Genomic DNA, 21,606 nt, shown 5'->3' on the forward strand with positions numbered 1-21,606 from the left:
CTGAGCTGACCCTAAAGTCCCTCCTGATCAGACCTTGATCACAACGTTAGGAAGCCGACGATTGGCAGGGGGCAAAGGGCAGGGGGCCAGAAGTGGCGTCACGGTTGACGACGGGAATGGGTTTTCCGGCTGGGTGTAGCGGGCCCGGCGCACGCCTCCAACCTCCACTCTTTGCGTTCCGTGCCATTTGCCCCCCGGTCCTCTGCTCTAGCATTTCCCCATGACTGCCCTTCCCGAACTCCAGCGCCGCGTGCTGGCCGACTTGCGCTCCGATACCGTTACCACCCCCACTCCTGAGATGCGGGAAGCCATGGCCCAGGCCCCGGTGGGCGACGACGTGTATGGCGAGGATCCCACCGTCAATGCCCTGCAGGCCGAGGTCGCGCGCCTGACCGGACACGAGGCGGGGCTCTTTATGCCCTCGGGCACCATGACCAATCAGGTGGCCATTGCCCTGCACACCCGCCGGGGCGAGGAGGTCATCTGCGCCGAAGGCTCGCACATCTACGAGTGGGAACTGGGCATGATGGCCACCTTCAGCGGCGTGGTGCCGCGCTTCGTGCCCGCACCGCTGGGGGTACCCGATCCTGCGGGGGTCCGCCTCGCCGTGCGCCACTCCATCCACCAGTCGCCCACCGGCATGATCAGCCTGGAAAACACCCACAACAAGGCGGGAGGCACGGTCATTCCGCTGGACATACTGGCCGCCATCCGCGCGGTGGCCGATGAGGAGGACCTGCCCCTGCACCTCGACGGCGCGCGGGTTTTCAACGCGGCGGCGGCGTTGGACGTGCCCCTGGCCGACATTACCCGGCACTTCGATACCGTCAGCGTCTGCCTGAGTAAGGGGCTTGGCGCGCCGGTCGGCAGCGTGCTCGTGGGCTCGGCGGCCCAGATGCGGCAGGCCCACCGCTACCGCAAGATGATGGGCGGCGGTATGCGGCAGTCGGGCGTACTCGCGGCGGCCGCGCTGGTGGCCCTGCGCGACGGCCCGGCCCGCCTGCGCGAAGACCACCGCCGCACCCGTCAGCTGGCGGACGCCCTGGCAAACGCCGGGTACAGCGTGAATCTGGCCGCCGTGCAGACCAACATCATCTACGTGACCCTACCCGACGCTGCGGCGCAGGTGGCCCACTGGGCGCAAGCCGGTGTGCTTGCGAGCGCCCTGGGCCCCGATTCGGTGCGGTTCGTGCTGCACCACCAGGTCAGTGACGGGGCGCTGGAGGAGGCGATCCGGGTGCTGACGGCCTGAGTGGACCCCGGCGCGGAGGTCCGCCGAGCCGTTCCAGGGTTTTGTTGGCGGCTCCCGTGTGCGGCGCGGTACGCTGCGGGCATGACCGCCCCGGACGCCGCGCCCGCTCCCGTGTCTTCCATGCCCGCACCGGGCATTCGCGCCGTGGACGGCAACCGCGCCGCGCTGACGCTGCTGGCCGTGCAGAACCTGGCTTCCGCTGTGTTCGCGGCTTCCATTCCGCTGCCCCTGCCGGGAAGGACCGTTCGGGTGGGCCTGGGCCTGCCGCTGGGCACCGCGCTGCTGCTCACCTTCGTGACGACGGTGCTGGTCGGGTTGTTGGCCTTCCGTCCCGCGCTGACTGCACTGGTGCGGGACACCCGCTGGCGTACACCGCCCTCATGGGGTACGGCGCTCGCGGCCTTCGTGCTGGCCTTTCTGGCCTCGCGCGCCTTTGCCGTGGCGTTCGTGACCCTCTTTCCTCAGGGAGCTGACGCGATCCCCCGATTCCTGGGACATGGACCGGACCTGTGGGCGCTGCTGCTCGCGGCGGGCGTGCTGGTGCCCTTTGCCGAGGAGGTGGCTTTCCGGGGCCTGATGCTGCGCGGGCACGAGCGGGCAGCCGGGTTCCTGGTGGCCGCCCTCGCCACGAGCTTCGCCTTTGGCCTCGCGCACGGGGTTCCCGCCAGCGTGGTGGGCATTTTGCCAATGGCCTACGCCCTGGCGCGGCTGGCCCAGCATACGGGCAGCCTCTGGAACGGCGTGATTGTCCACGTCCTGAACAACACGCTGGCGGTGGGGCTGGGCACCTTTCTGGCGGGCAGCAGGTTTCCGGACGCGGATCAGGCCACCATCCTGATCAAGAATCAATCGCTGGCCCTGCCCCTGGCCCTGGGCGCGCTGCTGTTTGGGGTGGCCGTGCTGGCGGTGCTGCACCTGTGGCTCACGCCAAAAGAAGACCCACAGGTGCGCGCAGCGCCCGGGCCCTGGCTTAGCGCGGCGTACGTCGTCATCGTGCTGTTCGGCCTGCTGACAGCGGCGTTGACCCTGCCCACGGTGCAGCAGGCCCTGACCCATTTGCAGGGGGCCATGCGCTAAGGGACGGAAAGACGGCGCTGCGTTCTCGGTCTTGGGAAAGGGCCGCCGGGTCTCCTGAACTGGCGGCCAGGGCATCCCACCCATTTCGCCCCCGCTAGAGTGACTCCACATGGCCCGCCGCCCACCACATTCTCGCCCCGTCCCGCCGCCCCCACCTCCGGAAGCGCCACCCGCCGCCGAACTGCTGCGCTCGCCGACAACTTTTTTCGGACGTCTGCGGGCCGTCGCGCCCCTCGCGCACCGCTACGCGGCTCCCATGCTGCTTACGGCCCTACTCGCCGGGGTGCTCTACGCCCTGCTGATGCGTCCGGTGGTGGGCACCCTGTCCGGACAGGCCCACGCGGCCCCCGCCTTCGCCGCGCAGGCCACCAACGTCTTCGGTACTTTTTTCCTGACGGTGGTGGGGGCGGCGCTGATGGCGGGTCTGGGGTTCCTGGGGGCGGGCCGTGAAGGCCGGGCGGCCGAGGTCTACGGGGCCACCTTCGTGCTCCTGCCCCCCGCTTACGCCCTGCTCGCGGCGCTGCTGCTGGTGCTGCCCGCGCCGGAGATGCCCGCCCTTCCGCCCGGCCATGACCTGCTCGCCGCGCAGCGGGAGTCCCTGCGGGCCGTGGCCGTGGCCCCACTGACCCGCGTGACCCTGTTCGCGATGGGGCTTGGCACGCTCGCCCAGTTCGCCCTCGCCTACCGGGGCTTCCGGACGCTTGTGGGTCCGTCCTCCCGCGCGCTGCTGGCCACCCTGCTGCCCCTGCTGCCCGTCCTGGCCCTGACGGCGCTGGGGCTGTGGCCGATCCTGGCAGCGCTGAAGTGAGGGGAGCCGTTGGCCCTCGGCGTTTGGCCGCTGGGGATCAGCAAAGACAAGGGGAGCCAGGGCTCAGCCCCCCTCTGCGTCCCACTCAGCCCACGAGGCTCCGCGCCGGGTCCCACAGCCGCCACAGCTCGTACAGGCCGATCAAGAGGTGAAGCACCAGCTTGGCGGCGAGGCCCGTCAGCAGCCCGACGAGCGTGCCCCACGCTGAGCGCAGCGCTTCGGCCAGAGGCTTGCGGACGATGAAGAGTTCCGCGATCAGGGCTCCGGCCAGCGGTCCCAGGATCAGGCCGAAGGGAATGACGGGCAAAATCCCCACCAGGCCGCCGATCACAGCTCCCCACACGGCCTGCTTGCTGCCGCCGTACTTGCGCGCACCCCACGCCGAGGCCACGTTGTCGACCATGCTGATCAGCACGGCGATCACCGCGAAGGTGGTCAGAAAGGGCAGGTCCGGCCAGACCTGAAAGCCGTCGATGAGGGTGGCGGCCACGGTACCCGCGAAGATGATGACCGTGGCGGGCAGCGCCGGAACGAAGGTGGCGGCCATGCCCAGCAGCCAGACCACCAGAAAGGCGAGAAAAGCGAGGCTCATACGCCTTCCGGTACGCGGAAGTGCAGGCGGGGGTTCCAGCCGTGAGGCAAACGCCCGTTAGGAGCGGTGCGCTAAGCTTCCCGTATGACCACAACGGATGAGGCGGCCCGCATCTCCTTCCTGCCTGTGCCAGACGGGTCTGAGGTGCCAGAAGGTGTGCGCAGGCTGTGGAGCAAGGCGCAGGACAACATTGGCTTTGTGCCCAACGTGTTCCGCGCGCAGGCAGTCAACGGCGAACAGTTCCTGGCATGGTGGAACTATTTCAACCTGCTGCTGAACAAGGAGGGGCACCTGAGTAACGCCGAGCGCGAACTCGTGGCTGTGGTGGTCAGCAGCGTCAACCGCTGCCTGTACTGCGCGGTCTCGCACGGTGCGGCCCTGCGAGGGTATTCGGGCGACGCGGTGAAGGCCGACGCAGTGGCCGTCAACTGGCGTCACGCCCGCCTCTCTCCTCGCGAGAACGCCCTGGCCGAGTACGCCGAGAAACTGACCCTGCACCCGGCTGCGGTGACGGAAGCGGACCTTGCGCCCCTGCGTGCGGCGGGGCTGGATGATCACCAGATCGTGGAACTCGTGCAGGTGATCGGCATGTTCAACATGACCAACCGGGTGTCAAGCGCGCTGGGCTTCGTGCCAAACGCGGAGTATCACGGGCAGGGGAGGTAGGGGGCCGTCAACGGTCGGCTTTTTCAGCGAAGACAGGGAGGCGGGCGTGGGCCCGCCCTCGTCCGGTTGCCCAGCTCTGCTCGTAACCCGTGGCCCGCCAGGTGCAGCCGCCGCGGGCGAGGAGCACCCCCCCGGAACGTCTGGCCCATGACCTTGCTGCTGAGGCGTTCCTCGCCATGCAGGCTGATGGTGCCCGTCACCTGCGCCCTGCCGCCACTTACCTGCGCCTTGCCCTCCTCGGCCGTGTTTTTCGCCGCGGTGCGGACGGTCTTGGCATCGGCCTGGGCGGAGGCGGTGCATCCGGCATAGGCGGCGTTGCCCAGGGCCAGCACCGTTCCCGTCAGGGCGAGGCCCAGCGTTTGGCGCAGTTGTCCGAATGGGGCGCCGCGCGTGGAAGGGCATCCCTCGCGGCGCCCCATTCTCCCCCATGCGCATTTCGCTCGCCGGCCCCGGTCAAAGTGCGCGTCAGTGCGGGTCGGCGTCAGTAGGTATAGAAGCCTCGCCCACTCTTGCGGCCCAGCAGCCCCGCCTGCACCATCTTGCGCAGCAGGGGACTGGGACGGTATTTGTCGTCCCCAAGGCCCTCGTGCAGCACTTCCATGATGGCGAGGCAGGTATCCAGCCCAATAAAGTCGGCCAGCGTCAGCGGCCCCATCGGGTGGTTCATGCCCAGCTTCATGACCGAGTCGATGGCCTCGGGTGCGGCCACCCCTTCCATGACGCACTGGATGGCCTCGTTAAGCATGGGCATCAGGATGCGGTTGGACACGAAGCCGGGAAAATCGTTGCACTCCACGGGCGTCTTGCCCATCGCCCGAGCTGCCTCCGTTACCCTTTGCGCCGTCTCGTCGGAGGTGGAGTGGCCGCGAATGACTTCCACGAGCTGCATCAGTGGCACCGGGTTCATAAAGTGCATCCCAATAAAACGCTCGGGCCGTCCCGAGGCCGTGGCGAGGCTGGTGATGGGAATGGAGGACGTGTTGCTCGCCAAAATCCCATCGGGTTTGACGATTTCGCCGAGTTGCCGGAACACCTGCGCCTTGATCGCCTCGTTTTCCACGATGGCTTCCACCACGAGGTCACAGTCGGCAAAGTCTGTCAGCTCCGTCGTGAACTGAATGCGTCCCATGACTTCGGCGGGCGTCCCCATCAACCTGCCCTTCTCGTGCAGCTTGGCGAGGCTCTTTTCCACCGAGGTCTGCCCACGCGCCAGAAACTCCCGCTTCACGTCCTGGACCACGACGTCAAAGCCACTTTGCGCGGCAACTTGCGCGATGCCGCCGCCCATCTGTCCTGCTCCAATGACTCCGAATTTCATGTTTTCTCCTTAGGCTTTCAGCCTAAAGTCATCAGCTCCAGGCAAAAAAACTGACGGCTGACCGCTTATTCCACCAGCGGGACGCCTTCCAGCATCACGGCTTTGCTCCGCTTGACCGGCGTGAAGGCCGTGTACGTGTACGCCGAGCAGCCTTCCAGCACAAAGGGGTCCGCCTTGAACACCTCTTCGAGTTGCTCCTGGCTCTCGGCCTGGGCCAGGAGCACGCCGCCCGTGCCGTCCACCTTGCGGCCCGAGGTCAGGAAAAGGCCGGAGACGTAGTGCTGGTCCAGCCAGGCACGGTGCCGGGGCGTGACGGCGGCGAGTTCGTCTCCACCCTTGAGGTAACGGCTCTGGATAATCCACAGGGTGGGGGCAGCGTTTTGGGTCATGCGTCCAGCTTACGAGAGACGCCGGACGCTGAGGGCCAGACCGTTGCCGCCGCCCATGCACAGCGTCGCCACGCCCGTCTCCTTGTCCTGCTGCTTCAGCGCGTGCAGCAGCGTGACGAGAATGCGCGCACCCGACGCGCCGATGGGGTGTCCCAGCGCGACTGCGCCGCCGTTCACGTTGACGCGCTCCGGGTCCAGACCCAGCTCGCGCTGCACGGCGAGGCTCTGCACACTGAAGGCTTCGTTCAGCTCCCACAGGTCCACGTCCCCGACCCCCAGGCCACTTTTTTCCAGCAGCTTGCGTGTGGCGGGTACGGGCGTCATCATTACCCACTCGGGGGCGAGGCCGCCCGTTGCGTAGGAGGTGATCTCGGCCATTGGGGTCAGACCGTGGGTTTTGGCCGCCTCCTCGGACATGACCAGCAGGGCGGAGGCTCCGTCGTTCAGGCCGGGCGCGTTGCCCGCCGTGACGGTGCCGTCCTTCTTGAAGGCGGGCTTGAGGCGGCCCAGCGTTTCGGGGGAGGTGTCGGCCCGCGGTCCCTCATCGGTGTCCACCACCACGTCGCCCTTGCGGCCCTTCACGGTCACGGGCGCGATCTCCTCGCTGAAGCGTCCGGCCTGCTGGGCAGAAACGGCCTTCTGGTGGCTGCCCGTGGCGTAGGTGTCCTGCTCGTCGCGCCCGATGCCGTACTTCTCGGCCACGCGCTCGCCGGTCAGGCCCATCCCCTCGTCGTTGATTGAGCACCACAGCCCGTCGTGCGTGTTGGCGTCCAACACTTGCGCGTGCCCGAGGCGGTAGCCCTTCCTGGCTCCTGGCAGCAGGTGGGGCGCGTTGCTCATGCTCTCCATGCCGCCCGCCAGCATGACCGTCTGGTCCCCCGCGCGGATGGCCTGCGCCGCCAGAATCACGGCCTTGAGGCCCGAGCCGCACACCTTGTTCACCGTCAGCGCCCCCACCTCGTGGGATAAGCCCGCCTTCAGCGCTGCCTGCCGCGCCGGGTTCTGGCCGCTGCCCGCCTGCACCACCTGACCCATGACGACTTCCTCGACGAGTTCGGCCGGGATTCCCGCGCGCCGCAGCGTTTCGCGCAGGGCGGTGGCCCCGAGGTCAACGGCACTCACGTCCTGCAAGGTCCCCAGAAACTTCCCCGTCGGTGTGCGGGACGCCGAGACGATCACAGCTTTGTTCATGGGGGCAGTCTAGCGCGAAGAAGCTAACGGGCGTTCGTTTGGTCGGGGTTGTATTCCATCCACACCCGCTCCTCGAACCCGCCCCGTTCCGCCGCCTTCTTCGCCCGCAGCGTTTCCAGAGTGCCCGGCATCAGGCCATGGAAAGCGGCCAACGCGTGCAGCACTTCCAGCACATCGGCCAGCTCCTCCGCTGTCCGGTCCGCACGGTATTCCTCGACTTCTTCCGTCAATTTGTCCAGCAAGGCCGCCGCGTACTCGGCCTCATCCAGCTTCCGGTAGGTGCCCCCAGGGAAGCGTTCGGGTATACGGTCACGCACCAGCTTGGCAGGCATGGGGGGAGGCTACACCAAGCGTTTGCCCGACGCGCGCTAGACTCGCCCCATGTTTGAGGCCCTCGGGAACAAGTTGCAGGACATCCTCGACCGGGTAGGCCGGGAGAGCAAACTCACCGAAGCGCAGGTCAAGGCCACCATGCGCGAAATTCGTATGGCCCTCCTCGAAGCCGACGTGAACTTCAACACGGCCAAGGACTTTGTGGCGCGGGTCAGCGAGAAGGCGGTCGGCCAGGAGGTCCAGGGCTCCTTGAGCGCCGGGCAGACCATCGTGAAGCTCGTCCACGACGAACTGATCGAGACCCTGGGCGGCGAGAGCAAGCAGCCCACGCTAAAAAACGACGGCAACGTCTGGTTTATGGTGGGGTTGCAGGGCGCGGGCAAGACCACGAGTACCGGTAAGCTCGCCGCCTTCTACAAGGGCAAGGGCCGCCGCGTGCTGCTCGTGGCCGCCGACACCCAGCGTCCCGCCGCGCGTGACCAGCTCGAAGTGCTGTCCAAGCAGGTGGGCGTGCCGGTCCTCAAGGTAAACGACGGCGAGACGCCGCAGGAAACCAAGGGCCGCCTCGACGAGTACCTGAAAAAAGACTTCCGCGACCTCGTGATCGTGGACACAGCGGGCCGCCTCCAGATCGACGAGGCGCTGATGGACCAGCTCGCGGACCTCAAGGCCGAACTCGCGCCCACCGAGACGCTGCTCGTGGTGGACGCGATGACGGGTCAGGAGGCGCTGAACGTGGCCCGCGTGTTCGACGAGCGGGTGTCACTCTCCGGCCTGATCATCACCAAGATGGACGGCGACGCACGCGGCGGGGCAGCGCTCTCGGCACGTTCGGTCACGGGCAAGCCCATCTACTTTGCGGGCACCAGCGAGAAGCTGGCCGGCCTCGAACCTTTCTACCCGGACCGCGTCGCCGGGCGCATCCTGGGCATGGGCGACGTGCTGGGCCTGATCGAGCGGGCCGAGCAGGCGGACCTCAAGGCGATGGAGGTCAAGAAGCCGGGCGAGTTCGACCTCGAAGACCTGTTGCTGCAACTGCGCCAGATTCGCAAGATGGGACCGTTGGGGGATCTCCTCAAGTTGATTCCCGGCATGAGCCGCGCGCTGCCCGAGGGCTTCAACGTGGATGAGGCGCAGATTCAGCGTATCGACGCCATGATCTCGTCCATGACGCTCAAAGAGCGGCACAACCCCAAGATTATTGACGGCCGACGCCGCAAGCGCATTGCGGCGGGCAGCGGGGTGGAGGTGCAGGACATCAACCGGCTCCTGAAAATGCACGAACAGATGAAGGACATGATGAAGATGCTTCAGCGCTTCTCAGGTCCAGGGGGCAAGGGGATGGGCCCGGGCATGAAGCCGCCGAGGCTGCCAAACAATCCGCCGCGCGGAAGGTAAGTCCCATCCGCGTTGACACACCCGAGTTCCGCCCGTGTACTCACTCCCGCTGACCTGAACAAGGCAGCGGGAGAAGAGTGCGGCACCAGCGGGACGTTAGCTCAATCGGTAGAGCGGCTGACTTTTAAGAGGCTTTTGCCCCAGCACGTGCCAAGCGCAAAGACACGGGCTTCACCGCATCCTTTGAATGGATGAACCCAACAATCAGTCGCTCCCCTGGCCCTGGTGGCGGGGAGTGATTTGCTATGGAATTGATGCAGTTGCACGAGGCGCACGCACGTCACCTGAAGGCCCTCCGACGCTCTAAAGAGACCACGCGGTTCTATAGGCAGTGACGGACCTGAGTAGATTCGTTGAATCACAAGAGCGTCAGCCTGCAGTCTCTGAGATCACACGCGCTGTCCTGATTCTCTGCCAGGAAGCCATGTTCGAGCGAGGAATGAAGGTGGGCGCAGTTGCAGCCATGATGCGAGGTTTGAGGGCAACATTTCGGTGGGCGGTCGAAGAGGAGCTCCTCAAGCGGGACCCGACAAATAAGCTGCCGATGCCCAGTGCAAAGGGCGAGCAACCCCATGCCATCACGCCGGATGAGGTGCGCGAGTGCCTCCGAGTGGCGCGCGAGACGCCGCACCCTCTGCGCATCCAGCGAAAGGCTGCGCGCGCTGAAACCACCAGGCGGGCTGCCCCCCGGTCAATTCAATCTCGGCCAGAGAGGTGGGCTGGTCATCCGGTGATACGAGCATCCGCTTGGTGAACGCAAAGGCCCGCTTGAGCGCCGCGTCCCCGTGTGGACCCGTGGGAAGGGCGAGCAGCACCTCCAGGCAGCTGAGGAGCAGCAGGCGCGTGCCGATGTACTGACTGGGGGCACCGTCCGTGCTGCAAATTTCATCCTCGCAGAGCAGGGCCGGCGGACGGGCGAGTTCCGGAAAAGCTGCGGCCACGCCCAGATGAATGTGCCCGAAGGTCAGGGAAGTCATGGACGGACCGGGAGGTCATATACGCTAACCGCCACATCCTGGTCTGCGAGTTTATCGCGGATGATGCCCTCGAGGATCACCCAGTCTCCGCCCGCCAGTCCTGCGCCGATGCGGGGCATATGCACGCTCGCCTGATGTTCCTGGGCAAAGTCACGAACATGGGCCAGACCTATGCGGACGGCCTCGTACCGAACAGGAGGGAGGTCCGTGCGGACACCTTTGCGCGAACGGCACGTCACCGGGTTCTTTTGCCCAGGCCCGGTAGGCTCTTTCCGGTTCTGGCCACCGGCGGGAGAGTGGCACGACGAAGCCGGCGCCCCACGCGCCGATGTCCTTGCACACGTGGACAATGACCCGTGTACCTGTGCCAGTGGGTCTGGTCGCGTCTCCCGTCTGATAGGTCAGCATGGTCGCTGGTCATCCTGCCATGGGCGCGACTTGCGTGCTGTCCGCCAGGCGGTGGAGGGGTCGGGCGCAGCGCTGGCCCGGAGGGGAAGAGGGGCGAATACCGCACTTTACCCGCGCGACCCACGTGTTTTCCCCGCGCGAGTCACGCACTTTACCCGTGGAGCCGACACCTTTTCCCCGCCGGTTCGACGTACTTTCCCCGTGTATCCAGGGTTCGAATCGGGCGTTCTGGCAGCTTGCCACGCGGGGAAAGTGCGGTCCTTTTGCGGGCAAAGTGCGGTATTCGCGCGGGGAAAGTGCGGAATACAGGTTGTATAAGTACCTCCAGAACGGCGTATACCCACTCCTTTGATTGATCATCAAATCAAAAGGGATCTTTTGGAGTTGATTACAATCAGGTAATGCAGAACCCGCGCATCAGCGAACTGGACCTGGCCCGCGCCGGCATTGTGAGCGCTTCACAGGCAGCGCCCAGGGAAAAGGAGTGGATGGCGGAGTTTGAGGCCAATGGCGTGTGGTACGCCGTGGCGGGGCATGCCCACCGGGGAAGGCCATACGGACTCGACGGTGACATCCTCGTGGCGTTGCAAACGCTCTTTTTCCGGGCGGGCTGTCCGGAGAACAACCGCCTGCGTGTTCCCCCGGGGGTGCTGATTGGCATGGTGGGGCTGTCGCGCTCCAGCAAGGATTACGTCCGCTTGCGCGAAGGCGTGCTCCGCCTGGCCTCGGTCCGCTGGGAGATGACGGCGCGCTGGCAGGGGGGCGGAGCGAAAGCGGAGAGCCGCACAGTTTCGACGGGACTGATTTCGGACCTGTGGCTCGATGACGACGCGCAGCTTTCCGATACGGTGGGCGTTCAGGTCAGCCCGGATTCACTGATTGACGTGGTGTTCACGACCACGTTCGCATCACTGATTCGCGACGGGCTGTACCAGATTCTGGACGGTGACCTGATGATGCGCCTGGGCAGCAGCCCGAGCCGCGCGCTGTACCGCTGTCTGGCCGCTCACCGCATCCGTGGGGATCAACTGGCCCAGGAGATGCGCGTCAACTTGCGCGACTGGCTGCTGGCCTGTGGGATCAATGGACGCATGGACACCGTGTTGCGGGGGCTTGACGCAGCGCACGAGCGGTTGATTGAGGAGGAGTACCTCTCAGTGGTCGAAGACGGGGGGCGGGGAGGCAGCCGCACGCTCACCTACCGCTTCCGCTCCGCTGCCCGCCCTGAACTGGTGGAGCAACTTCAGCGGCGTGGCGTGATTTCCAGCGTTGCGGCCACACCTTCAGCGGACTACCCGGAGCGCATCCTCCCGGCGATTCACGCGGTCGAGCACCGCATTCAGCAGGGCTGGAAGCCCAGGTCTGTGCCTTCGGCAGTGGTGGACGCCATCAAAAATCCTCAGAAGTGGGATTACTCGCCTCAGCTTCAGAAGCCCGTTGTTGCGCGCCTCCCTCGCAAGCCGGTCACACCCAGAGCAGCCCCGGCAGAAGTCGACGTGCCGATCGACCCTGCCCAGACCCTGCGTGCTCTGCTGCGGGTCAAGCTGAACCGCCCCTTGTCTGGTGCCGCCGCTCAAGCGTTGGAGAACCTGCCCCCGGAGGGCCTCCCGGCGCTGATTCACGCGCTCTCGGTCAGGCCCAGAGAAGAAGCCCTGGCGTTCACTGCTGTAATGCTGGGCACGCCGCTCTAAGGTTTCTGGGGGACAGGCCGACTCTGAGCAGGTGCCGCTTTCCTGGAATGGGGCCACTCGCTTCGGCAGGTAAGCGGCCAAGCTGCGGTCCGGACAACCACTGGCTTATCTCCGGGCACCAGTGGCTGGCACGACGATCGGTGAACCTGGCACGGGCTATAGAGTTGCGCGGTGACGCCCCACGTATTTGCAGACGGGGCCGTGGGGCCGGATGGACGCGGTGCATGGGGTGCGTACTTTCCTGGAGAGCCTGCGTACCGTCTTTTTGGAGATGTGAACACGCGGGAGTCGATGTCAGTCGAGGCGTACGCGGTGAAGGTGGCAGTAGCGCATGGACCTGTCTGCGATCAGCTTCTTGTGCACACGGATGCCAGCAGCCTGGTGGATCTGTTCCGGCCAGAGTCCGGAGGGGCGCTGGCCAGAGGGAGTCCGGCCGGACCTGCAGAACCTGAGCGCGAAGACCCTGGCCATCGCTGAACGCCGGGGAACGGCGCTGAAGTGCGTCTGGAATCCCCGGGAGAGTGCGCATCAGGGACGGGCACACCAGCTGGCCTCTCTTGGCCGCGAGAGGTTGCGCCTGCCCGCCACGGCCCATAGTGAGCTCACTGATGCGCACGTGCGGGGGCGCCGGGGGAGTAGACGGATCACGCGCGAAGTGAGCCTGCGTCTGACCCATCAAGCGGATCTGGTTGCGGCCTTGCCTGAGGTGCTGACGCCTTTCACGGTGGTCGACGTGCAGGCGCTGTCGTCGAGTCCCGCACCGTTTCAAGTGTGGCAGGCTCCGGAGGCAGCCGCGAGCAATGCGGGGCTGAAGTTGAGGCGAGTCCAGGCAGAGGAGAACCCCCAGGCTTTCACCTGGGGGCTGTTGGTGGAGGTGGGCGGAGTCGAACCGCCGTCCAAAGGCTCTTCGCGTTCAGCTGTCCTACGAGCGTTCCCATCTAATTGGATTTCCGTCGTGCAGTTCCCCAGTGGGAAGGCCCCGCACGCTTGGCCCTTGGGATCTTTGCTGGGCTGTCAGGGCAGCAGCTTCAGCGCATCTCCGTCACTTCCGCGGGGTCTCGGGGCACCTGAGGTGCGGCGATGTCCGCTTGGTGTTCGCCCCGGAGCGGGGCAGCCTTTTTTAGGTTCACCGCATCAAAGCCAAAAGGCCAAGCTCTGCGCAGTGCTCATGGCGATTAAGCCGCGAGAGCGTAGTTCTGGTTGCCAGTTAAAGGCGTTGCCCATTGTTAACGAGGCCTTGGGCGCCCCGGCTCGCTGCTTCATGGTCTGCAACCCCTGTCGAAACCGGGTCACCCCCATCACTGCTTCCCCAGTAGGTTATCCCTATTGGGGGACTAAATTTATCATAGCGACCATACATCATTGAGGTGATTGTTACAAAGTGGCTTGATTGGATAAATGGGGTCTTCGGGGGAGCGCCGATCATCACTGAGCTCCCCTGCCAGGCCTGAGGAGAGATCTGTCCAGTGTGGAAATCTCTCCTGACGGCCCTCGTCGACCGCATCACCGTGATCGCTGCGCCATTTGGTGCCGACTCTGCCCTGAAAAGTGTCCCTCTGCCCGACGCGTCGGGGCGGCCCCCGTCGCGTCAGCTCGCGTTGGGCAAAGCTGCTCGGGTGAACATCATTCCCTGGAAACGCCTTGCCTCTGAACTGCTCGCCCAGGCTCCCGCCGACTCCCATGTCAACCAAAGAGCAGTTGTGGAGACCCATTTGAGGATTGATTCCAGTGTGTAGTTGCATCCAGATCGAGAGCACGGGGAGCGATCCTCAGGGACGACTGAAATTCCCCTGATCCCCACCTGTGGCGCGGGGTACGGGGAGAGTCATCCCTCAACCCTGCAGCACAGGGTGGAGACCGCCAGCGCCCAAGCGGCACCACGCCCTGCGCCTGTTGCCAGCCTCTTGCCCCGGTCTCCGCGCCTGTGGCCACCCACTGATTCAGGCAAGCTCGACCGCTTTTGAGCAAAGTCCCTCGTAAGGGTGTGTGAGGCAGGAGCCCAGCTGGTAGCAACTTGCTGGCGACGATCAGCCGCTCTTCACGCCTTGCAATCCCTTGCACGACTGGCTATAGTGCTCCAGCCACGAGGGCCCGAGCACGTGCAGAGGCAAAAAATCGGGCATATCCACCCTGGGGACGTTAGCTCAATCGGTAGAGCAGCTGACTTTTAATCAGCGGGTTGTAGGTTCAAGTCCTACACGTCCCACCAAGAAAGACCTCGGCCCAGCCGGGGTCTTTTCATTTGATCTGCTTACGTTGACGTCGCCCATAGGGCCACCGCGTCTCAACCCCGCCATTTGAGCAAGCTCAGGAGCTGCACCTGCAGAAGGAGGGGCAGAGCTCGGTGGCCGGGCCTCCCCCTCCCCCCTACGGGTTGGGAGGCGGTGAAGTTTGTGGCGTTGGGTACGAGGAACGGGGCGGGGCCGCAGGTGGCAGCGCGGCGCGCTGGGAAAGAAGGCGGCGTGCCTGAGGCCGGGCTGTGCCGCACGCCTCTTTCCCGTCCGTTCTCCTGCTTCTCGCCACCACCCCGGGAGCGCCCGCCGTAGGCGAGGTGGGCATGCTGGATTGGGATGGGGCCTCCTCAGACCATTCGTTTCTTCTCGGGGAGAGCTGCTGCGTCCCGGTACCTCTGCTCCATCGCCCTCCATGGCTGCTCAGAGGGTGGGAAATCAACGCTCCGCCTCCGGGGAGCCAACCCCCTGGCTTAGCGGCCTTCGCGTGCGTCGGCCAGCACTTCGCCGGTCAGCGCCAGCGCGGCGGGGCCCAGGGGGCTGAGCGTCACGCCCATCAAAACGCCCAGCTTGTCGCGGCGGGCGCTCGAAAGGTAGGTCCAGCGCTCCAGGTCCGCACGGTGGGTACGGGCCGTCTCGTCGCGCAGGTAGCGCACCGCTCCATCGTAGTAGCCGCTTTGAAAGGCCGCGCGGGCGCGCTTTTCCTGCTCCACCAGTCCCAGTCCCCGCGTAGCGAGCAGTACCCGGCGTGCCTCGGCCTCGCCGCCAAAGCCGTACAGACCGTCGAGGTGATACACCGCCTTGGGAAAGCGCAGCCCGGCCGACACGTGCCAGGCGTGGGGCAACCGGATCTCGAACTCCGGCCAGCGGTGGATGTGGGTCAGCAGGGCCGGATAGAGGAGGCTCACGGCCACTTGCCGGGCTTCGGCCAGGGCCAACAACTGTTCCTGCGCGCCGTGTCCGGGGCCGGTGTAGGCCCGCCGGGCTGCGTCCAGCCGCGCCGCAGCCTGGTTCAGGAGGTCCTCGCGGTGCGCCGCGAGGCGCTCGGCATTCAGGTTCCAGAGGGTGCGCTGAATGCGGCCGAAATTTCCGGTGGGGTCGTATACCACGCGGCTGGTGGCGAGCAGGGCGATGGGCGCTTCCTCGCGCGCCGTCTCCCAGTCGCGCCAGGCTTCGAGCTTCTCGAAGGGGTAGCGCTGCACCTTTACGCCGAGCCGCATCTCGGTGAGTGGCGAGAGCAGGCCCCGCTCGAAGGCCACAAAAGTGGGCTGGCTGCCCGTCCAGGCTTCTTCCGTGCCGTGGCTGCCGGCTTGGGCCACCGCCCGCACCTTGCGGTCAGCGACCAGCCGGTCTTGAATTTTCTCCGAATCCTGCAAGCCTGCCCTCCGGCTCCAGCATAGCGGCAAGCCCGCGTGTTCCCGGAGACGCCCGGGCAAAGGTTCAGGCTTGATCTGTATCGAGCAGCAGCCTGGGCCGAAACTTCAGGCTGTCGGCCGCCACCAGGCAGGCGGGAATATCGCCCACCTGCCGCAGGGCCCGCTCGGGCGGCACGCCGTGCAGGTGGCCGTACACGACCAAGTCCGGCCGCGCAGTCTCGATCACCGCCGTCAAGGGATTGGGCGGATACGGCGGGCTGGCCGGCGGATAATGCAGCATCAGGATGAGGTGGTCGCCGGGCTGCCGCAGCCGAGCCGCCGCCTGGGTGCTCATCTTCAGCCGCTCGGCCTCGCGCAGCAGCAGCCGCCCATCATCCCCCGAGAGGGGCTCGTGCCCCGGCGTCAGCCAGCCGCGTGAGCCGCACACCACGACGCTCCCCACCCGCACGGCGTCGTTTTGCAGGGCCAGCATTCCGGGCGGCAGGGCCGCGCGCAGCTTGCCCACGCTCGTCCACCAGTAGTCGTGGTTGCCACGCAGCAGCACCTTGGTGCCGGGCAATTCGGCCACCGGCGCGAGGTCTGTCAGGGCGTCAGGCAGGCGCATGGCCCACGACAGGTCGCCCGGCAGCAGCACGAGGTCATCTGGACGCACCTCCTCGCGCCAACGCGTAAAAATTGCCTCCGGGTGTCCCGCCCAGTTTGGCCCGAAAACCGTCATCGGCTTGGGCGTCACGGTGGCGAGGTGCAGGTCGGCGATGGCAAACACACGCATGGCACCCTCCACGGTAGAGCATTTCCCCCGGGCGGCGGGCCAGCAGGGGAGGAAACACCAACGAACAAGGCCTCCCGCGGGGGGAGGCCCTTGTGGTCGGGGCGAGAGGATTCGAACCTCCGACCCCGTCGTCCCGAACGACGTGCGCTACCAGGCTGCGCTACGCCCCGCCCGACCACGGCAAGCGGGAAGGGGGCCCTCCCGTGCGCCCGGTAGTCTACGCGGCCCCCTGGGGGGTGTCAAGCGCGCCCACGCCCACGCCTACTCCAGTTCGAACTCCGCGTCCGGGACGTCCCCGGCAGCCCCGCCCAGCCGGGCGCCCACCTCGCGGATGGCGGCCCAGATCGCGCTTCCACCAAAGCCGCGCCGGGCCAGAAAGGCGTAGGCGCTGGCGCGGGGGTCGCGCTTGCGCGAGAGGGCGGTCCAGCGGCGCTCCAGCAGGGCAACGGCCGCTTCGCGCTCGGCCTCGGGATCGCGGGCAGCGAGGGTGTCCTCGATCAGCTCCTCGGCCACCCCCCGGCGCTTGAGGGTCTGGCGTACCCGGAAGCCGCCCACCCCGCCCCGCTGGCCCTCGGCGCGGGCCACCGCTTCGTCGTTCTGATAGCCCAGTTCCTGTACCCGGGCGAGCACTTCGGCGGCCAAGGCTGGGTCGTCCGTGCGGCGCAGCAGGCGGGTTCGCAGCTCGGCCTCCGTCAGCGCCCGGCCCGCCAGCGCCCGGAAGGCGTAGGCCAGCAGGTCGTCGCGGGCTTTTTGCCGCTCCTGCTCGCTCTGCCGGGGGCCGCCTTCTCCGTCTCTTTCCATCACCCTCCAAGTATGCCGCTTGCGCTGATCGCCTCCCAGCCGGTACACTCTTCAGGTTGTCCCATCTCCGGGTGGGACGCCACGCCCCGCACGCTGCGGTGGCCGTGCCGCGCCGTCCGAGCCCAGTTGATGGGCCCAGTTGATGGGCCCATCTTTCGGCGCATCGCGTTCCTCCCCAGACTGGGGTGGGAACCGCCCCGCACCTGCGGGAGAAGGAGTACTCACATGGCCCTTCGCCACAAGTCCGCCCAGAAGCGTCACCGCCAGAGCCTCAAGCGCCGCCTGATCAACCGCAGCCGCAAGAGCACCATCAAGACCTTTACCAAGAAGGCCGTTGCCGCTGCCGGAGGCGAGAACGCCGCCGAGATGCAGCGCAAAGCCGAGAGCCTGATTGACAAGGCCGCCAAGGGCAGCACCCTGCACAAGAACGCCGCAGCCCGCAAGAAGAGCCGCCTCGCCAAGGCCATCAACAAGGCCGCGGCCGCGCAGCAGGCCTGAATTCAGGCGCGGCGACGAAGCCACCTCCAGTACGGGGGTGGCTTTCCGTTTGGTCCCTTTCGTTCCCCTGGGGGAACTTGATTTGGGGCGGCGTTAGCGTTTGACCGTGTTGCGCGATTCATTGAGGTCCATCACGCCGGTGTACCGGTCAAAGTTGATGTAGAGCTTGTAAAAGCCCTGCTGGCCGTAGCCCGTCAGTTGCAGGGACCACACGCCTGGAACGCAGGTCTGCGTCGCCACCTGCTTGCCCGAGGGATCGAGCAGCCGCAGCACGGCGCGGCCCTCACGTACCCGGCAGGTGCCGGTGACGCCGACGCTCTGGTTGTCCTCGAAGGCCTCGAAGCCGTAATGGTTCTGTCCATTCGCGTTGTAGAGCTGGGTGGGCATCAGGGTCACGTAGCCCAGACGCAGGCCAACGGTGAAGTACAGCAGCACGGCGGCTGCGATCACGACCAGGAAAACCAACCTCACTCTCCCAGTGTAGCGCCCGGCGGCGGAGGGGGCCTGTCCGGTTCTTCACGTTGGTGCCGGCCTGCCAAACATCCGCGCCAGCCGCGTCACCCCTTCGCGCAGTTGTTCCGGCGGCAGGTGAGCGAAGGCGAGCAGCACCGCCGGGGGGCGAACCAGCCGGGCGAGGGGAGAGGCTGGCGTCAGCGCCACCCCAGCCCCGGCTGCGCCGAGGACGGCCGCCGCCTCATCCAGTCCGGCGGGCAGGGTGACGTGCAGGTGCAGGCCCGCCCGGGTTGGGGTGAGCTGCCAGGTGGGAAGGCGGACCTGCAGGGCAGAGCGCAGCACCTCGTGGCGGTGAGCGATGGCCTGACGCGCGCCGCGCAGGTGCCGGGCATAGGCCCCTGAGGCGAGCACGTCGGCCAGGGCCAGGGCGTCCAGGGTGGCGGGGGCGCGGTCGGTCAGCGGGCGTGTTCCGGCCAGCACCCGGATAACCGGGGCTGGAGCCACCAGGTAACCGCTGCGGGTGACGGGCGCGAGGCTCTTGCTGAACGATCCCAGCAAGATCACCCGTTCGGGGGCCAGGCCCTGGAGGGCCGCCGGGGGCCGCCCAGCGTGGTGTAGGTCGGCGGCGTAGTCGTCTTCGAGCAGCAGGGCGTTTGCGCTCCGCGCCCAGGCCACCACTTCCGCCTGCCGTGCGGCGGGCAGGGCCACGGTGGTGGGGTACTGCGCGCCGGGGGTGAGGTAGAGCAGCGTGGCGGCAAAGGGCAGGCCGGCCGGATTCAGGCCACCCGCGTCCACCGGTACGGGCCAGAGGGCCGCGCCCGTCGCGCTCAGCGCTGCCCGCGCCCCCGGGTACGTTGGGTCTTCGAGCGCCGCCACCCGGCCCTCTTCCAGAAAGAGCCGGGCCAGCGCGTCCAGGGACGCCTGGGTGCCCCCCGTCAGCATCACCATGTCGGGGGTGACCCGCGCCCCCCGTTCGGCATTGAGGTAGGCGGCCAGCGCGCGCCGGGTTTCCAGCGGCCCGAGTTCGGCTTCCAGACCGGAGGGACGCGCGGTGCCCTGCGCGGCGGCCTGGGCCTGACGCGCCAGGGCCTGCGCCCACGCGCCCGCCGGGTACAGCTCAGGCACCGGTTGCCCCACCCGGAAGTCCACCTCGTAGCCGCCCCCCGCATCGGGCACGTGTCCGGCGAGGGCGCGCGTGGCCCAGGCGCTGAGCGGCAGGGGCGTATCTGGAGGCTGGGTCGTGGTAGATGGGAAGGTGGCCCCGGGCACGGCCACCCGCGTGCCACTGCGGGTACTCGCGTGGACGTACCCCTCGGCCTGCAACTGGCCGAGTGCGTCCACCACCGTGTTGCGCGACACGCCGAGCTGCGCGGCGAGGGCGCGGTGACCGGGCAGGCGGGTGCCTTCGGGCAGGTGCCCCGCCAGAATGGCTTCCCGGAGTGTTCGGGTGACGCGGGCGTGCAGGGCTTCGCCGGGCAACGCGTCGCGAAGCGGTCCCAGGCCGTCCGTCAACGCTTGAACTCGCGCTCCAGCCACGTGGGCTGGCCGCCCTCGGCGGCGAGGGCCTGCCCCGCCAGCGTGAGAAAGCGGTCCCGGGCTTCCCCGGCCTGTGCGTGGGTCAGGCCATACTTTCCCGGATCCGAGAGCAGTTCGCGCAGCAAGGGAAAGACGGGTGTATCTCGGTGGACTTGCCCCGCCACCGTTACGTCTGCCCGCCACTTCAGCAGGTAGTCCAGCGCGTAGGGACCGGGTTCCAGCACGCAGCCGCCAGGGTAGGGAATGCGGCCGGGAGCGGGAAAGGTCACGGCACAGGATAGGGGGTCAGTCATGCGGACAGGATGCCCCGTTTCACCTCACCTGAAAGTGCGCGGCGGGGAGGTGGCCCGGGCGCTTATCATGCCTTCTCATGGACAGTGACGCGCTGGTGCGGGCGTACCGCGAGACCCTGCCGGAGTACGAGACGCTGCGGGACGCGGTGGTGCGGCACGTCACCGAACTGCTGACCCGGCAGGGGCTGAACATTCACCACGTGACCGGACGGGTCAAGCGGCCCCTGAGCCTGGCCGACAAGCTGAGGCGCAAGCCGGGCCGCTACGACACCCTCACCGACGTGACGGACCTCGTGGGCGTGCGCGTCATCACCTACTTCGCGGACGACGTGGACGTGGTAGCCCGCCTGATGGAAGCCCATCACGTCGTCGACTGGGACAACAGCATGGACAAGTCGCGGATGCACGACCCCGACCGCTTCGGGTACATGGGGGTGCATTACGTCCTGCGGGCCGAGCCAGACCTCGTGCCCGCGCTTGCCGGAACGCGCTACGAGGTGCAGATTCGCTCCATCCTCCAGCATGCCTGGGCCGAGATCGAGCATGACCTCGGGTATAAGAACCCCCAGGCCGTGCCCCGCGAGGTCCGCCGCCGCTTTTACCGACTGGCGGGCCTGCTGGAGATGGCCGACGAGGAATTCATGGTGCTGCACCGCCTCAGCGGCGACTACGCGGCTACCCTGCCTGCCCGGCTAAAGGAAGGGCCAGACAGCGTGTTTATCGATGCCCAGAGCATGACCTACCTGCTCGGCGTGCCCCCCATTCACGGGATGGACCTGCGGCTTTCCGGCATCCTGAAGATTCCCCTGTTGACCGGCTGGGCCGATCCGGAGCGCCCGCAGCGGATCGCCAGCCTGCTGCATTACGCCGGGGTGCACTCGGTGGGACTGCTGCAAAAGGAACTGGCGCGGCACACGGTGGAGATCGAGCGGTTTGGCGCGGAAGTGATGCGGAGGTTGCCGCAGCTGTGGGCCCCCATCGGGGGGCTGCGGCCTGGTATCAGCGTCGTGCAGTACGTGCTGTTGCGGGCCTGCGCCAATGCCAGTCTGGACCCAGGGCGGGTGGTGGAGGTGCTGGACCTGAGCGGTTCGGAGACGGTGGAGGAGATGGCGGGGACCGTGAGGGCGGTGTATGCGGAGGTGGTGGGGAAGGCGGGGGGTTAGGTGTCTTTTCCCGGTTTTCCCCGCCCCAGACCCGCAAAGCTGCGAAGCAGAGGGGGCAGGGGCGCAGCCCTGCGCTGGGCAGAAGCGTTTGGAGCAGGTGTCAAAGTGCGGACTTCTTTTTGACCGAGCCTGAAGGCACATTGGGGAGAATGGCGCCGTGGGTGGAGGGTCACTCCTCACGGCGCCATTTGCACAAGTGCTCCAAGGGCGTCTTTGGCGCTTTCCGCCTCACCCTTGTTCCTGTCTCGCGAGCAGTTCTCGCGCAAGGCCTCGGACCTGGGCGGAGTTCTTGGGCCTGAAGGGCGGGCGTGGGCACCCCGCTCCAGAAATTTGGAGAAGGCGAACGCTTTTTGGCCTCGACCGGCTGTTCCGGCCTCATTTCC

The 21,606-nt window shown here is 66.9% G+C and carries 23 protein-coding genes, 2 tRNA genes and 1 other RNA gene; 10 read left to right on the forward strand and 16 right to left on the reverse strand.

The annotated features are described in order from the left end of the window. Positions 1-220: 220 nt before the first annotated feature. The 3 genes from B9A95_RS18830 (at position 221) to B9A95_RS18840 (ending at position 3,137) form a co-directional block, all read left to right on the forward strand. Positions 221-1,252, forward strand: coding sequence for a threonine aldolase family protein (locus B9A95_RS18830; RefSeq protein ID WP_084048696.1), 1,032 nt, complete (start codon positions 221-223; stop codon positions 1,250-1,252). Between the two features lie 81 nt (positions 1,253-1,333). Then, positions 1,334-2,329, forward strand: a complete 996-nt coding sequence (locus B9A95_RS18835) for a CPBP family intramembrane glutamic endopeptidase (RefSeq protein ID WP_084048697.1) — start codon at positions 1,334-1,336, stop codon at positions 2,327-2,329. A gap of 109 nt (positions 2,330-2,438) precedes the next feature. Next, positions 2,439-3,137, forward strand: a complete 699-nt coding sequence (locus tag B9A95_RS18840) for a YIP1 family protein (protein ID WP_084048698.1) — start codon at positions 2,439-2,441, stop codon at positions 3,135-3,137. A gap of 85 nt (positions 3,138-3,222) precedes the next feature. Here B9A95_RS18840 and B9A95_RS18845 read toward each other — a convergent pair whose 3' ends face one another. Beyond that, complete coding sequence (locus tag B9A95_RS18845) at positions 3,223-3,729, reverse strand: DUF456 domain-containing protein (protein WP_084048699.1); 507 nt, start codon at positions 3,727-3,729, stop codon at positions 3,223-3,225. 84 nt (positions 3,730-3,813) lie between these two features. On the opposite strand from B9A95_RS18845, the gene B9A95_RS18850 reads away from it, so the two are divergent. Beyond that, on the forward strand, positions 3,814-4,395 hold the full coding sequence (locus B9A95_RS18850; RefSeq protein ID WP_084048700.1) for a peroxidase-related enzyme: 582 nt from the start codon (positions 3,814-3,816) through the stop codon (positions 4,393-4,395). A gap of 23 nt (positions 4,396-4,418) precedes the next feature. Here the strand turns inward: B9A95_RS18850 and B9A95_RS18855 are convergent, their stop codons facing one another. The 5 genes from B9A95_RS18855 to B9A95_RS18875 form a co-directional block, all read right to left on the reverse strand. Then, positions 4,419-4,814 (reverse strand): hypothetical protein, encoded by a 396-nt coding sequence (locus B9A95_RS18855; protein ID WP_084048701.1) that lies wholly within the window; start codon positions 4,812-4,814, stop codon positions 4,419-4,421. 62 nt (positions 4,815-4,876) lie between these two features. Next, positions 4,877-5,713: a 3-hydroxyacyl-CoA dehydrogenase family protein gene (locus B9A95_RS18860; protein ID WP_084048702.1), complete on the reverse strand. Its 837-nt coding sequence runs from the start codon at positions 5,711-5,713 to the stop codon at positions 4,877-4,879. Positions 5,714-5,778: 65 nt separating this feature from the next. Continuing rightward, on the reverse strand, positions 5,779-6,102 hold the full coding sequence (locus B9A95_RS18865) for a YciI family protein (protein ID WP_084048703.1): 324 nt from the start codon (positions 6,100-6,102) through the stop codon (positions 5,779-5,781). A gap of 9 nt (positions 6,103-6,111) precedes the next feature. Then, positions 6,112-7,293 carry a thiolase family protein gene (locus B9A95_RS18870; protein ID WP_084048704.1) on the reverse strand — a complete coding sequence of 394 codons (1,182 nt, stop codon included), beginning with the start codon at positions 7,291-7,293 and terminating at the stop codon, positions 6,112-6,114. 23 nt (positions 7,294-7,316) lie between these two features. Next, the gene (locus B9A95_RS18875; RefSeq protein ID WP_084048705.1) at positions 7,317-7,625 is read right to left on the reverse strand and encodes a nucleoside triphosphate pyrophosphohydrolase; all 309 of its coding nucleotides are present in this window, start codon (positions 7,623-7,625) and stop codon (positions 7,317-7,319) included. Between the two features lie 49 nt (positions 7,626-7,674). Here B9A95_RS18875 and ffh point away from each other — a divergent pair, with 49 nt between their 5' ends. Next, complete coding sequence (gene ffh / locus B9A95_RS18880; protein ID WP_084048706.1) at positions 7,675-9,024, forward strand: signal recognition particle protein; 1,350 nt, start codon at positions 7,675-7,677, stop codon at positions 9,022-9,024. 578 nt (positions 9,025-9,602) lie between these two features. Here the strand turns inward: ffh and B9A95_RS18885 are convergent. Then, entirely contained in the window at positions 9,603-10,001 is a 399-nt protein-coding gene (locus tag B9A95_RS18885) for a hypothetical protein (RefSeq protein WP_084048707.1), read from the reverse strand. Then, a complete protein-coding gene (locus B9A95_RS34695; protein ID WP_212648347.1) occupies positions 9,998-10,240 on the reverse strand; it encodes a macro domain-containing protein in 243 nt (80 codons plus the stop codon). Before B9A95_RS34695 ends, B9A95_RS18885 begins: the two co-directional genes overlap by 4 nt. Positions 10,241-10,810: 570 nt before the next feature. Between B9A95_RS34695 and B9A95_RS18895 the strand changes: the two genes are divergently transcribed. Next, positions 10,811-12,100 carry a replication initiator protein A gene (locus B9A95_RS18895; RefSeq protein WP_084048708.1) on the forward strand — a complete coding sequence of 430 codons (1,290 nt, stop codon included), beginning with the start codon at positions 10,811-10,813 and terminating at the stop codon, positions 12,098-12,100. 866 nt (positions 12,101-12,966) lie between these two features. Here the strand turns inward: B9A95_RS18895 and ssrA are convergent. Then, positions 12,967-13,397, reverse strand: a transfer-messenger RNA (tmRNA) gene (gene ssrA / locus B9A95_RS18900). Positions 13,398-13,566: 169 nt separating this feature from the next. Here ssrA and B9A95_RS18905 point away from each other — a divergent pair. Further along, the gene (locus tag B9A95_RS18905; protein WP_084048709.1) at positions 13,567-13,836 is read left to right on the forward strand and encodes a hypothetical protein; all 270 of its coding nucleotides are present in this window, start codon (positions 13,567-13,569) and stop codon (positions 13,834-13,836) included. A 397-nt stretch (positions 13,837-14,233) separates the two neighbouring features. Beyond that, positions 14,234-14,309 (forward strand) — tRNA-Lys (locus tag B9A95_RS18910). A 495-nt stretch (positions 14,310-14,804) separates the two neighbouring features. Here the strand turns inward: B9A95_RS18910 and B9A95_RS18915 are convergent. The 4 genes from B9A95_RS18915 to B9A95_RS18930 all read right to left on the reverse strand — a co-directional run bounded on the left by B9A95_RS18915 (position 14,805) and on the right by B9A95_RS18930 (position 17,280). Then, entirely contained in the window at positions 14,805-15,707 is a 903-nt protein-coding gene (locus B9A95_RS18915; RefSeq protein WP_084048710.1) for a hypothetical protein, read from the reverse strand. Between the two features lie 64 nt (positions 15,708-15,771). After that, a complete protein-coding gene (locus B9A95_RS18920) occupies positions 15,772-16,479 on the reverse strand; it encodes a metallophosphoesterase (protein WP_084048711.1) in 708 nt (235 codons plus the stop codon). 93 nt (positions 16,480-16,572) lie between these two features. Beyond that, positions 16,573-16,649 (reverse strand) — tRNA-Pro (locus tag B9A95_RS18925). Between the two features lie 91 nt (positions 16,650-16,740). Then, entirely contained in the window at positions 16,741-17,280 is a 540-nt protein-coding gene (locus tag B9A95_RS18930; protein ID WP_084048712.1) for a RecX family transcriptional regulator, read from the reverse strand. A gap of 225 nt (positions 17,281-17,505) precedes the next feature. Here B9A95_RS18930 and rpsT point away from each other — a divergent pair, with 225 nt between their 5' ends. Continuing rightward, positions 17,506-17,778 carry a 30S ribosomal protein S20 gene (gene rpsT, locus B9A95_RS18935; RefSeq protein ID WP_084048713.1) on the forward strand — a complete coding sequence of 91 codons (273 nt, stop codon included), beginning with the start codon at positions 17,506-17,508 and terminating at the stop codon, positions 17,776-17,778. A gap of 93 nt (positions 17,779-17,871) precedes the next feature. Here the strand turns inward: rpsT and B9A95_RS18940 are convergent, their stop codons facing one another. Genes B9A95_RS18940 through B9A95_RS18950 form a run of 3 tightly spaced genes read right to left on the reverse strand, consistent with a single transcriptional unit; the run spans position 17,872 to position 20,060 of the window. Next, entirely contained in the window at positions 17,872-18,249 is a 378-nt protein-coding gene (locus tag B9A95_RS18940; protein ID WP_084048714.1) for a hypothetical protein, read from the reverse strand. Between the two features lie 45 nt (positions 18,250-18,294). Continuing rightward, a complete protein-coding gene (gene pdxR, locus B9A95_RS18945) occupies positions 18,295-19,743 on the reverse strand; it encodes a MocR-like pyridoxine biosynthesis transcription factor PdxR (RefSeq protein WP_084048715.1) in 1,449 nt (482 codons plus the stop codon). After that, positions 19,740-20,060, reverse strand: a complete 321-nt coding sequence (locus tag B9A95_RS18950; RefSeq protein WP_084048716.1) for a hypothetical protein — start codon at positions 20,058-20,060, stop codon at positions 19,740-19,742. The genes pdxR and B9A95_RS18950 overlap by 4 nt, the downstream gene beginning before the upstream one ends. Positions 20,061-20,137: 77 nt before the next feature. On the opposite strand from B9A95_RS18950, the gene B9A95_RS18955 reads away from it, so the two are divergent. Next, complete coding sequence (locus tag B9A95_RS18955; protein WP_084048717.1) at positions 20,138-21,223, forward strand: GTP pyrophosphokinase; 1,086 nt, start codon at positions 20,138-20,140, stop codon at positions 21,221-21,223. Positions 21,224-21,606 lie beyond the last annotated feature (383 nt).

This window comes from Deinococcus hopiensis KR-140, assembly GCF_900176165.1.
Taxonomy (GTDB): domain Bacteria; phylum Deinococcota; class Deinococci; order Deinococcales; family Deinococcaceae; genus Deinococcus; species Deinococcus hopiensis.

Bases quoted from the DNA above. Each gene is read 5' to 3' on its own strand.
- B9A95_RS18850 (WP_084048700.1), top strand. From the start codon at position 3,814: ATGACCACAACGGATGAGGCGGCCCGCATCTCCTTCCTGCCTGTGCCA.
- ffh (WP_084048706.1), top strand. From the start codon at position 7,675: ATGTTTGAGGCCCTCGGGAACAAGTTGCAGGACATCCTCGACCGGGTA.
- B9A95_RS18845 (WP_084048699.1), bottom strand. From the start codon at position 3,729: ATGAGCCTCGCTTTTCTCGCCTTTCTGGTGGTCTGGCTGCTGGGCATG.
- B9A95_RS18860 (WP_084048702.1), bottom strand. From the start codon at position 5,713: ATGAAATTCGGAGTCATTGGAGCAGGACAGATGGGCGGCGGCATCGCG.
- B9A95_RS18830 (WP_084048696.1), top strand. From the start codon at position 221: ATGACTGCCCTTCCCGAACTCCAGCGCCGCGTGCTGGCCGACTTGCGC.
- B9A95_RS18930 (WP_084048712.1), bottom strand. From the start codon at position 17,280: ATGGAAAGAGACGGAGAAGGCGGCCCCCGGCAGAGCGAGCAGGAGCGG.
- B9A95_RS18840 (WP_084048698.1), top strand. From the start codon at position 2,439: ATGGCCCGCCGCCCACCACATTCTCGCCCCGTCCCGCCGCCCCCACCT.
- B9A95_RS18920 (WP_084048711.1), bottom strand. From the start codon at position 16,479: ATGCGTGTGTTTGCCATCGCCGACCTGCACCTCGCCACCGTGACGCCC.
- B9A95_RS18875 (WP_084048705.1), bottom strand. From the start codon at position 7,625: ATGCCTGCCAAGCTGGTGCGTGACCGTATACCCGAACGCTTCCCTGGG.
- B9A95_RS18865 (WP_084048703.1), bottom strand. From the start codon at position 6,102: ATGACCCAAAACGCTGCCCCCACCCTGTGGATTATCCAGAGCCGTTAC.
- rpsT (WP_084048713.1), top strand. From the start codon at position 17,506: ATGGCCCTTCGCCACAAGTCCGCCCAGAAGCGTCACCGCCAGAGCCTC.
- B9A95_RS18950 (WP_084048716.1), bottom strand. From the start codon at position 20,060: ATGACTGACCCCCTATCCTGTGCCGTGACCTTTCCCGCTCCCGGCCGC.
- B9A95_RS18835 (WP_084048697.1), top strand. From the start codon at position 1,334: ATGACCGCCCCGGACGCCGCGCCCGCTCCCGTGTCTTCCATGCCCGCA.
- B9A95_RS18895 (WP_084048708.1), top strand. From the start codon at position 10,811: ATGCAGAACCCGCGCATCAGCGAACTGGACCTGGCCCGCGCCGGCATT.
- B9A95_RS18855 (WP_084048701.1), bottom strand. From the start codon at position 4,814: ATGGGGCGCCGCGAGGGATGCCCTTCCACGCGCGGCGCCCCATTCGGA.
- B9A95_RS18870 (WP_084048704.1), bottom strand. From the start codon at position 7,293: ATGAACAAAGCTGTGATCGTCTCGGCGTCCCGCACACCGACGGGGAAG.
- B9A95_RS18955 (WP_084048717.1), top strand. From the start codon at position 20,138: ATGGACAGTGACGCGCTGGTGCGGGCGTACCGCGAGACCCTGCCGGAG.
- B9A95_RS18885 (WP_084048707.1), bottom strand. From the start codon at position 10,001: ATGACTTCCCTGACCTTCGGGCACATTCATCTGGGCGTGGCCGCAGCT.